The 11133-nt window shown below is 71.6% G+C and carries 8 protein-coding genes and 1 pseudogene; 1 reads left to right on the forward strand and 8 read right to left on the reverse strand.

From position 1 onward, the window contains the following. Positions 1-320 precede the first annotated feature (320 nt). From ACH4NX_RS38180 to ACH4NX_RS38215, 8 genes are all read right to left on the reverse strand, one after another. Positions 321-1292, reverse strand: a complete 972-nt coding sequence (locus ACH4NX_RS38180) for a TniB family NTP-binding protein (protein WP_398130363.1) — start codon at positions 1290-1292, stop codon at positions 321-323. Between the two features lie 86 nt (positions 1293-1378). Further along, on the reverse strand, positions 1379-2137 hold the full coding sequence (locus tag ACH4NX_RS38185) for a Mu transposase C-terminal domain-containing protein (RefSeq protein WP_398130362.1): 759 nt from the start codon (positions 2135-2137) through the stop codon (positions 1379-1381). Then, positions 2121-3422, reverse strand: a complete 1302-nt coding sequence (locus ACH4NX_RS38190) for a transposase family protein (protein ID WP_351402479.1) — start codon at positions 3420-3422, stop codon at positions 2121-2123. The genes ACH4NX_RS38185 and ACH4NX_RS38190 overlap by 17 nt, the downstream gene beginning before the upstream one ends. A gap of 59 nt (positions 3423-3481) precedes the next feature. Then, positions 3482-3949, reverse strand: a complete 468-nt coding sequence (locus ACH4NX_RS38195) for a TnsA-like heteromeric transposase endonuclease subunit (protein WP_398130361.1) — start codon at positions 3947-3949, stop codon at positions 3482-3484. Then, positions 3835-5973, reverse strand: coding sequence for a Helicase associated domain protein (locus tag ACH4NX_RS38200; protein ID WP_398130360.1), 2139 nt, complete (start codon positions 5971-5973; stop codon positions 3835-3837). Before ACH4NX_RS38200 ends, ACH4NX_RS38195 begins: the two co-directional genes overlap by 115 nt. A 328-nt stretch (positions 5974-6301) precedes the next feature. Further along, positions 6302-8950: a Helicase associated domain protein gene (locus tag ACH4NX_RS38205; RefSeq protein ID WP_398130359.1), complete on the reverse strand. Its 2649-nt coding sequence runs from the start codon at positions 8948-8950 to the stop codon at positions 6302-6304. Further along, positions 8844-9461, reverse strand: coding sequence for a hypothetical protein (locus ACH4NX_RS38210; protein WP_351402483.1), 618 nt, complete (start codon positions 9459-9461; stop codon positions 8844-8846). The genes ACH4NX_RS38205 and ACH4NX_RS38210 overlap by 107 nt, the downstream gene beginning before the upstream one ends. Further along, positions 9458-10135 (reverse strand): ankyrin repeat domain-containing protein, encoded by a 678-nt coding sequence (locus ACH4NX_RS38215; protein WP_398130358.1) that lies wholly within the window; start codon positions 10133-10135, stop codon positions 9458-9460. Before ACH4NX_RS38215 ends, ACH4NX_RS38210 begins: the two co-directional genes overlap by 4 nt. A gap of 310 nt (positions 10136-10445) precedes the next feature. Here ACH4NX_RS38215 and ACH4NX_RS38220 point away from each other — a divergent pair. Beyond that, positions 10446-10742 (forward strand): annotated as a pseudogene (locus ACH4NX_RS38220) (hypothetical protein). Positions 10743-11133 lie beyond the last annotated feature (391 nt).

Raw genomic sequence — 11133 nt, forward strand, 5'->3', positions numbered from 1 at the left:
AAGGACCTCGACAATCCTCATTCTTGCTGGTCAGAGGCACTTTCTGCTTTCCTGACCACCTGCCGGACAGCCCGCTTCATGAAAGCGCGAGGCTAAGGCTCGGAGGGGGGTTTGTTGGTGTACCGGGCGCTTGCTGGCCTGGAGTGTTGTGGGTTCGCTGAGAAGCCGGGGTGGGTGGTTGGGCCGGGGTGGGCGGGGGTTGAGCTGGGGTTATGCGCTCTGTGGGGAGCGTGGCGGGATGGGGTGTCGGTAGTTCTGGCATGTAATGGCTCGTTTGGTGTTTTTGCTGGTCAGGGCTGTTTTACCTGGTGGGTGGTGGGTTAGCGGCCTCGGGTGTGGGGGCGGTGGTGGGTTTCGGCGAGGTGGTCGAGTCGTACGGCGTCGAGGGCGCCTTTGGTGATGCGTTCGGTGCCGTCGCAGATGGCGGTGATGGCGGCTTGGCGGATGAGTCTGGTGAGGGATCCGATGCGGCCGGCGGTGCGCTGGTGGAGGTAGGGGGCGTGGGCCGGGAGGGTGCCGGGCTTGTGCTGGTGGAGGTCGAGGGCGTTTTCGATGTCGGTGATGACCTCGCGAAAGGGTTCGCGGGTGCCGTGGCGGGCGGGGAGGGGGCCGCAGGTGATGAGGGTGGCGCGTCCGGCGAGTTGGGCGCCGCGGGTGCCGGTGAACAGGGGGGTGTCGGTGACGTTGATGCCGGCGTAGACGAACGTGGCGGGGAGGCGTTCGGTGAGGTCTTTGAGGAGGTCGGCGGTTTGGGCGCCGGTGGTGGTGCGGGGGTTGAGGCGGTGGATTTCGTCGATGAGGACGAGTTGGACGCCGGCGGTGGTGTAGGTGTGGCAGACGGCGTCGGTGATCTGGGTCTGGGTCATGCGGGTGGTGACGGGGATGCCGAGGTAGCGGGCGAACTCGGTGATGAGGGTTTTCGCGGTGGCGCCGGGCGGGACGAGGACGTAGGCGACGGGTGCCGCACTGTGGGCTGATCCGGGGGGTGCGGGGTTTTTGCGCAGGTGGGCGAGGTGGCAGGAGCGGCCGACGTTCAGCAGGGCGGTGGTTTTCCCGGCCGCGGCGGGTCCGGTGACGATGAGGGAGGGCCGGGCGGTGGTCTGCTGGTGGCGGCCGAGGATCATCAGGGTGCGGACCTGGGTGGCGAGCTGGCTGAGGGCGGGGGTGCGGATGGTGACGAACGCGGAGTGGTAGGCGAGGCGTTCGTTGGTGGTGCGGGGCGGGTCTTCGGGTTGGGGTGGGGCGGGCGGGGCGGTGGTGGCGAAGCGCTGCCGGCCCTGCCAGGTGGTCAGGGGCCAGGACGGCTCTGCCGCACCACCGCTGCCCGCGGCGGCCGATGTGCTGCCCGGATGCTGCGCTGCGGGGTGGGGGCGGGGGTTCACCACTTGTCGGCCTCCTCGTGTGCGTCGTAGAGCCCGTATCCGGTGGCCGCGGCGGGGCGGGTGCCGTCGTCGGGAAGGTCGTCGAGGTCGTCGATGCTGTCGTCCTCGTCGTGTGGTGCCGCCTGGTCGGTGGCGGGTGCGGTGCCGTGGTGCGGGTGCCGGGCGGCGGGGACCGGCGTTGTGGTGGCGCGGGCGAGGAGGGTTTGCTCGGCGGTGGTGGCGTGGCCGCTGTGGACGCGGCGCATGAACCGGTCGAGGGCGTCGGCGAGGTGGGCTTCGTGCTGCTGGCTGTCGTCGTGGTGGCTGTGCTGGGCGTGGGTGCGGATGTGCTGCCAGGTGTGGTCGTTGAACGGCTGGTGGACGTGGTCGCGGTGGATCCAGGGGATTTCGGTGAGGTCGCCGTCGGGCAGCCGTACCCAGATCTGGCGCACGTCGTGGGGGTTGTAGTGGATTTCCCATTTCCCGCCGCGGCCGGCGACGGGGGAGGCCTGGCCGCGGTAGGGGGCGAGGAGATCGGCGTCGTAGGTGCGGTGGTGGATGGTGATGCCGGCGGGGGTGATGGCCTGCCAGCGCACGGGCAGCAGTTCGAGGTAGTCGCGGCCGGTGAGCGGGACGGGCACGTGTCCGGCGACGGAGACGAGCGCGGCCCACATCTGGTTCGGCGTGAGGGCCTTGCGGGGCATCAGCGGGTGGCGGAGGCCTTCGTGGGGCCGGTGGTGGTAGTGCACCAGCCATTCATCAAGCAGGTCTTGCAACTGGGCGACGCTGTAGCAGGCGTCTTTCTCGATGTCGGGGCCGCGGCGGGTGACGTCGGAGCCGGTGTAGCCGGGCAGGTGCTGGCAGAACAGGTAGTTGATGGTGCCGAAGGTCCGCTCGACGATGCCTTTGGCGGTGGGGGGCGTGGGGCGGGGCGGGCTGGACGCTGATGCCGAGGTGTTCGCAGGCGGCGGTGAACGCGGCGGAGACGAACACTTTGCCGCGGTCGACGACGATCGTCTCGGGCAGGACGACCGGCCGGGCCGCCGCGCCGGCCAGGCGCTCATCCAGCGCGGCCAGCCGCTGGTGGGGGAGTGCCGGGGCGTGGTCCATGCGCAGGACGCCCGGCCAGGTGGGCCGGGCGGGGTGCGGGACGGCCATCTCCGCGAGCAGCAGGGAGGCGTCGACGGCCTTGGTCGCGCTCGGGCACAGCACGGCGGCGAGGATGGCGCGGGTGGCGACGTCGACGGCGATGGTGAGTTCGGGCCGGGCCAGGCGGCCGTCGTCGAAGAGGGCGAGGACGTCCAGGCGGGTGGTGTCGACCTGCACCTGTTCACCGGGGCGCAGCGCCGTGGCGGGGGTGAAGGCCCGCCCGTCGACACTCGCGGGCACCTGACGGACGGGCCCCGTGGGCAGTTCACCGGGCCGGGCCAGAGCAGTGACCAGACGGTACAGCGTGGCCTGGGACGGCGTGGGCACCGTGCCGGGGCCGTGCCGGTCCTGAAGGATCTGGTTGATCAGCGGGAAGACGCCGTTGATCGTGCCGCGGGAGCGGCCACGGCGGCGGCGCAGCGCTTCACGGACGGCGGCGACGACCCGTTCGTCGGCCCGCCCGGTGGGGCTGGAAGCACGGGTGGTGCGGTGGTCGAGGAGCCCCCACAGGCCTTGTTTGCGGTAGGCCAGGCGCATGCGCTGCACCGTGGTGCGCGCCACCCGGCCGAAGCCGAGCGCGGTCAGCTCTTCCGCTTTGGCCTGCTCGCGTTCGGCCAGCGTGTGCCGCTGCGGGTCGTACTGCGGCCGCACCGTTCCTTCGCTGCCGGGCCCTCCGGTGAGCCCGCACTCGACTTCACGCACGTGCCGCTGCCAGGCCAGTGCCTTCTCGCGCGCCGCGGCAGGGGCGGTCTCGAACAGCCCCCACTGCGGGGCCGCCTGAGGCGCATCGGCGCCGATGACGGTGAAGGAGGGGTCGGCGAACAGGTGCCCGGCGAGCACGGCCTGACCGCCGCCGTCCGGGCCGACGAGGCGAATGTCCTGCCCCGACAGGGCAACCACCTGCCACGTCACGCCACGGAACCGGAAGCGTGCACCGACCTTCACGACCGGCCGGGCATTGCGCCGCGCGCTCACCGGGCGCCTCCCGTCTCGCCCGGGCTGCTCGAGCCCCGCGGGCTGACGAGGACGCGTTCGTGTAGCGGCGTTGTGAGGTCTGCCGTCAGCTGTCCGTGCCACAGGGCGTGGAAGACGCACGGGAGAACCTCGATCGGGTCGCCGGCCGCTTCGGCGCCTTCGTTCAGCGGCCGCGGCCGCGCGAACGCCTCGATGACCGCCGCCGCCAGACCGGGGTGGCCGGAGTTGCGGGGGTGGCGGTAGCCAGCCAGCCATTTCAGGTTGGCGGCCAGCACGTCATCGAGCGGCGGCAGGCGCCGGTAGGTCCAGCCGATGTCCGCGCACGCCTGCGCAACCGCCTCGGCGCCCCTTATCGCGCGTTCCCCGCCCGCATCGGGGCGGCCGGTACGGCTGCTGTGGCGTAGTCCCCGCGGGCAGGTGCGTTCCTGGGTGCCGCAGCTCTTCGCCCGCCGTGCCGACGGCACCGCACTGCTCGCCGACTGCCCCGGCCACCGGTGCCGGTGGGCTGGGGGAGGGCGTCCAGGAGCTGCTGCTGACCGGGGTGGAGCAGAACACGTCGTGCCCTCTGCCGGCGCAGCCAGGTCATGCTGCGTTCGGTCTCAGGAGCACCCGGCCACCACTGACAGCCGCCGGGCAGCCCGGCCAGACGGTAGCGGGCGGCCCACCACATCCGCTGCCACTGCACGGACCAGGGCGGATTCCACCAGGCATCCAGACCGGTCAGGGTGCGGCCGAGCCGGGTCAGGTGCCCGCTGGTGTGCTGGCGGACCCGCTGCGCGGCCAGCCACCGTCCCAGGGCGAACCCGTCCGCGGCGGTGGTGGGCGAGGACACCGCGAGATGCCCGTGGCGTGCGGCATAGGCACGCGCCGCGGTCAGGCCGTCGGCGGCCGGACGGCGCCGGCCGGGCCAGGCGTGAAACCGCTCCACCTCCTTGTGGCCGAGGCCGAGGTCGGCCAGCAGCTGCCACTGCCCCTCATGCAGCTCGCGGTAATGGGTGATCTGGTGGCGCAGCCACCGCTCGAGCCGGCGCGGCACACCGGCCAGGTTGTCCCCGCCGTGCACCGGCCCGTTGACGCGCACGTGCTCACGCGCCCGGTACCAGGCCCGCTGCCAGTCAAGCGGCCAGGGCGGATTCCACCACGGATCCAACTCCTCCAGCCACGCCGTCTGCTGGGCGGTCAGCGACGCCGCGGCGACGCGCCGGCCGGCCAGCCACCGCCCGAGATCGAACCCGTCCCCGGCGCGAGAGCCGGTGTGCGCCAGGGCCAGGTGACCGTGGCGCGCGACATGCGCGCGAGCCTGCTCCAGCCCTTCGGTGAACAGCTGCTCACCCCGCCGCTTGAGGCCGCCACCGTGCCCGGACCGCCGCGGCACCACCCCCGCCGTACGCCCTGCGCCCGCCACCCGCACCGCAGGCTCCGCCCCACCCGCGCCCGCTTCGGCGGCCGAGCCCACCAGGGCGCGCAGCCCGGGTGCGACCTCGACGGGACGGTGCACACTGCGCACCCACCACCCCTGCGCCGGGCCGGGCGCAGCATCCACCGGCCGGCTGTGGGCACGGGCCACGGCCTGCGCCCACACCGACAACGGACCTGCCCAGGCAGCCTCCACCTCCCGCAGCCAGGGCCGCCCCAGCCGCCTGCCCAGCTCGGCGGCGACCCGCTCACCACCCGACCGCCCGCGCGCCGCGCCCCGCACCCCCACCTGCCCACGGCCGCCACCGGCAGCCAGGTGCTGCAGTCGCGGATCGGCCAGCGCACACGCCACCGCCACCACGTCGGGGAAGACCACCGCGTCCCGCGCCAGCAACCGCCACTGCGCCATCCCCCACCCGGCCGGCCACCCTTCACGCCGTCCGGTGGCCGCCACGACCTGCTCCAGCCGCCGCCCCCACACCCGCTCCCGCTCCCCGAACGCCTCCAGCTCCCACCACCCGCACACCACCGAACGCGCCAGCGCGAACACCTCCACCGGCGAACCGCCCGCCCCACCCGCGTCGAGCCCCGCACGTGCCAGACACGCCCACCGCCGCTGCGCCCGCCCCAACTCCCCCGCCAGCGGCCCCACCGCGAGCCCTTCCAGCACGTGCCCGTCGCCGACATCGAGCAGCCACCGGCCATGATCCGTGCACAGCCGCTGCCACCGCGCCCGGTACACCCACGAAACCCCCGCGCCCCCGCGGCGGGCCGTACACAGCCGGCACCCGAACACCACCGGCCCCCACTGGTCTGCTCCCGTCCGCCACCGCACCCAGCCCTGCCCGTCCCCGCCGTAGCTGGCCAGCATCTCCGATCCGGCCCCCCACGACGGCAGCGCCCGAGCCAGATGCCCGGCCGGCACCCGGCACCAGCCGGCCAACTGCACCTGCGCCACCGCATCGAGGAACACCTCGCCCTCCGGACGCACGCCGCGAGCCTGGTGCGCGGGGTTCACCCACCGCCACCATCCGGTCAGGTCGCCGGCCTGCAGCCGGTAAGCAGCGGCCACCCGGTGGAGAAAAGACCAGGTCGTCTCGCCCGGCACGGGCCTGACCCGCAGGACTGCTTCCACTCAGGCCACCCTCTCGCTCACCTCTGCAGGCATAACCGAGCGGGGCGGCAAGGGGTTCGCCCCTCCGTTCGCCGCCCAGTAAGACCCGCACAGTGGCAGACATGCCTTGCCGAGACTGCCTGCCGCGGGTAAGGGGGGGACCAGGGCCCGCACCGCGAGTCCCCGAGCGCAGGCTCCTGCTCAACCGTATGCACCATGGACAAATGGAGTACGCACGACGTACGTCCTCCATGCGGAGACCAGGAGCGCTCGAACGTTGCCCCGGCTACGCCCACTGCATGCCCAGCTCCCGCAGCGCGTCGAGTTGCTCGGCGGTGAGCTTGTCGCATCTGGCGCGGGTGTTCGATACCCATACGCCCAGGCGCACCGGTACCGGCTCGGCCTCGCCGTCGACCACGAGCTCCACGACCGCGCCGCGCGGGACGGGCCGCTGGGTGCCCTCCCGTTCGACCCACTGGGCGAGGGCGGTCAGCCCGCGCTGGAAGGCCTGCTGCGCCTTGGTCGGCCCCTTTGCCGCGCCCTTTGTCGCGGGGGCGGGAGGCGGCGCCTGGGCGGGCTGTACGCCCAGCCTCGACAGCCGTTCCTGCTGCTCGGTGGACAGCTGTTTCCAGGTGCGCGGGTTCTTCTGCCGCTCCAACCACCGGCCGATATCGTCGCCGTCCATCAGCACGCCGGGCTGGACGTCGGGCAGTACTCCGCCGGGCTCGTCCTCGGCGAGGTGGGCGAGGTGGCGGTAGTGGCGTTGCCAGTCCAGTGGCCAGGGGCAGTCCCAGTCCGGGTCGATCGCGGCCAACTGCTGCGCCCGCAGGGTGGCTCGTTCGGGGTTCTTGCCGAGGTCGCCCTTGCGACGCAGGTTCGCCAGAAGCTGCCCCACCGGTACGAGGCCCTCGGTCTCGCTCTCGCCCCAGACCGCGTCTTGGCGGGGTGCGAGGTGACCGGTGGCCCGCCGGTAAGCCCGGAGGACGGCGAGCTTCCCCTCCCAGGCTTCTTCCCCCGGTTCCCACACCATGCCGGCCTCCGGAGCGTCCAGCAGCCTTTTGCGCCGCTCCTCCAGGCCCCCGGCCCGTAGCGCCTTGCGCTGCTGGTGGACCCATCGGCCCAGAGGAAAAGCCTTCGTCGCTCCCACCTCGGTCTCCACGTCGTAGGGAACGGCGTAGAGCCCGGTGATCTCGTTCTGCTTCCGCCAGCGCAGCAGGGCCTGGTAGCCCTCCAGCCAGACCAGCGACTCCGGCCGGTAGACGCGGGTTCGCAGGAACGCCGCGATTGTGGCCGCGTCCCTGGGGGTGGAGAAGTGCAGCAGCGCGGACTCGGCCGCCCCGTCGGCATCGCCCTTCTGGTCTTCGTCCTCACTCCCGCTCCCACCGCTGGTTCCGATGATCCGCCCGTCGGTGTCGCGCTGGATGTGGGTCTTGCGCTTGCCGCTGGTGAGGGCGCGGGAGGCGAGCTGCTCGACGAGTCGTTCGTCGTGGCTGCGTAGGCCTTGGAGGACGGCCACGAGCGGTTTGAAGCTCGCGCTGGCGACCATGTCGGTGGGGTCTTCGCCGGGCTCGAGGAAGACGGGCACGATGATCCGTGCGACCTTGGTGGAGCCGTCCCGGTTGAGTCGGAGTGCCCGGCCGATGTTCTGCACGATCTCGACCTGGGAGCCGCGGGTGTCTGCGAAGCAGATGGCCTCGACTCCGCGTTCGCCGGTGATGTCGACGCCTTCTCCGAGGACGCGGCAGCTGGCGAGGAACGCCCGGTGCACCCGGCGCCCGGCCGCGTCGATGCCGTTGGCGAACTGGCGCAGGGCCTCGCGCCGCTCGGTGACGAGGTGGTCGCCGCACAGCCACGCCGACCACACCCGCTCCGGCGGCACGTGCCGTCCGGCTTCCAGCTCGTACAGCTGCGCGCCGATCGACGACACGGGCAGCTTCTCCGCGGCCGCCAGGTCCTCGTCCGAGGCATCGCGCGCATACAGCTCGGCGGCCGTCTCCGGCAGCTTCTCCGCGAACGCGGCGGCTTCCTCGACCTTTTGGTGGAACGTCATGACCGTACGCAGGTTGTACGCCGCGGCGTGCTCCAGGAGCGCGGTCTGTAGAAGGGCCAGGCGTCGGCCTCGCTGCGCCTCACCCGGTTCCCCGAGGATCGGCGCGGGGTCGCGGATCTCCAGCACGTCGATCTCGAAGCCCGCGAGGATGCCCCGCTCGATCGCCTCGCTCAGCCCGAGCTCGGCAAGCCAGGGACCGTAGGTCTGGGAGTCCTCGCCCATCGACGCGATCTCCAGCTCCTGGCCGCCCGCGCCCTTCTGCGGCCGGGGCGAGGCGAGGATGCGCGGGGTCGCGGTCAGGTAGAGCCGGAAGGCGGCGGGGATGCGGGCGTTGTCGTGGATCGCCGCCCACGGCCGACCTAGATCACCTGCGGTTGAGTGGGCTTCGTCGATGATGGCGAGCGCGAAACCGTCCAGCTGCTGTCCATACAGCCGCTCCCCGCCCGCCAGAGCGGCTTCCAGCGGCCCGCGGACCGTCCGCTGGCCCGTCGGGTCCTCCGGGTCCTCGCGGTCCACGAGAGAGGCGTAGGTGGCAAACACGACCACGGGCCCGGCTCCGGCCCACAGGGCGAGCTGGATCGGGTTGGTGGTAGTCCGCACCCCCAACGCGCTCAGCACCGGATCGTTCTCCAGCGAACACACCGCCACCATCGGCGCCCGATGCCCGACCGCCCGCCACGCCTGCGCGGTCTGCGCGAGCAGGTCCAGGGTCGGCACGGTCACCAGGATCCGCCCGACCGGAAAGCACTCCAGCGCGCTCGCGGCAGCCGTGATCGTCTTACCGGACCCGGTGGCGGATACCAGCGTTCCCCGCGCCCCCTGCGCGGGAACAGAAGATCTTGCAAAGAATTTGACCCATTCCCGAATACTCGTTTTCTGGGTCACCTGATGTTCCCGGAGGCTGATCACAGATTTCGACCTTTCCTTTTTCCGGGCGAATCAGGTTCTTCCACCAAGTGCCCGTGCCCGAAGAGACCGCGCCCCCGTCGGGGGCAGGAGTGGGGCGGGGGTATCTGTCGATCCCGCCGCGTGCGGGCAGCTCGTCCTCGAAGTCGCAGGTGGCTACGGCCTTGAAGCCACCGTGCCACAGTGCTTCGAGCACGGCCGTGACGGCCTGCACCACCTCGTCCGGCGCTCCTGCCCGGGCCTCGCACTTCAGTACGGTCGGCCACTGAAGGAAGTCGGAGGGGTGGGCGTGCCGGCCGGTGGCGTAGTCGTTGTGCTCGCCTTCCACGTGCACCGGCCCGACGGTGAGTTCCGCACCGTTGTCCTCGAGGCCGAGGACGTCTCGAAGCCGGGCCATGACCCGCGGGGCGGCAACGGCGTCCACGTAGATCGAGGCGTCGCTGTAAGGGGAGCCCGGGCCGAGGGGTGAAGGCTCGCGATCATTCGTCACGCGCGCTCCCCGGGGGATTTGGCCGGGGTGAGGGCGAGGAAGCGCTGGAGCAACCGCTGGGCCGGTTCGTGGTGGTAGTACGCGGCGATCTGCAGGGGAGTCTCGCCGTCGAGGGCCGGCAGGCGCGGATCGGCACCGTAGACCAGCAGGATCGCCGTGGAGGCCGTGTTCAGCGGGTAGTTCGTCTGCAGGTGGCCATCCCCCTCCAGGTCGATCGCGTGAGTGAGTAGCGTGTGCCCGAAGCACACCTCGTCCGGATCGGCCCCAGCGTCCAGGAGCGCGGTGAGAGTCTCGTAGTCACTCATCTCCACGGCCCTGTGCGCGGGCGTCCACGACTCCACCTCAACGAAAGACCCGCGACCCATTCCACGCGTTCTTTCTGGAGCTTCCGCCGGTGCGAGGAAGCGCTGGAGCAGCCGCTTGGCCGGCCCGTGGTCGTAGCTCTCGGCGAGCTGTAGCGGAGTCTCCCCGCTGGCAGTCGGCAGGTGCGGGTCGGCTCCATAGGCCAGCACGATTGCAGTGCTGGCCGTGTGCAGGGGATGTCCTGACGGCAGGTGGCTGTCCCCTTCCGAGTCGATCGCGTGAGTCAGCAGCGTGAGCTCGAAGAACGTCTCGTTTGGGTCCGCCCCAGCATCCAGGAGCATGGAGAGGGTCTCGTACTCACTGATCTCCACGGCCTGATGCGCCGGTGTCCACGGCTCCACCTCAGGCCAGGAGCTAGGCCCCAGCGCATCAAAAATCACAGCGCCCTTCCCCTCTCCACCGGCCTCACTGGGCCGTGGCCGTCAGATAGCGGACGGGCCACGGACCTAACGCGCCGAGGCCGATACGCCCTCAATCCCCGCTACCGGATGTCCCCGCTTTACGCCAATGCTACATGCTGCATCACATCGAGATATGGATTTCCGAGACCCCTCGACCGGTCCTTGCCACAAAATCCCTGTAACCCTGATGGGCGTCGCGCATCGGGGTACACGGGCCGGCATGGCACCGAAGACCGAACGCATCCAGTTCCTGCGGGCCGTGCGGCAACTGCGCCGTGTCCGCTCCTTCTACGCTGCGGCCATCCTGCTGTGGACGGGGTCCGCGGCCTGGACGGGCTGGCAGGCCCCGGGGAGCCGGTAGATGTGGGTGTCCGTTCTCCTCCTGGCCGTTTTCACCGTACTGCTTGTCACCGCGAGTCTCGCCCTGAGGCGTCTCGCCGTTCCCGCGACGGGCCGGCCTGTGCACCACGCTGCCCCGCACAAGCTGCCAAGCATCCGCCCTCACGCGCACGCCTGAAGAACCGTCACCCTTCCCTCGAGCCGGCCGCCCCCGACCGCGCGGGAACCGGTGCACTGACAGCCCGTTACCGAACCACCGCAACCCCTCCCTGTAGGTGCTCGGGCCGCAGGCCCGTTGGCCGGCCCGCGCAGCGGGTCCGGCCTTTTGTGGCGCGCAGCGCCACCAGGTGGCTGGAGCGCAGCGGAGGCCACCTCGGGGCCGCAGGCCCCGCGGCTCCGGGAGCGCAGCGGACGGAGCGTCACCCGCCTTGCTGAGCAAGGCGGGTGAGCTGCTCGCGCAGCGAGCAGCAGCGCTCACGCGGAGCGGGAGCGCAACACCCGCGCTGCGCGCGGGTGTTCGCTTGCCCATCGCGCAGCGATGGGGTACCCGCTCCGCGGGAGATAGGAAG

Origin of the sequence: Streptomyces sp. NPDC017225 (assembly GCF_044331465.1) — a bacterium.
Lineage (GTDB): Bacteria > Actinomycetota > Actinomycetes > Streptomycetales > Streptomycetaceae > Streptomyces.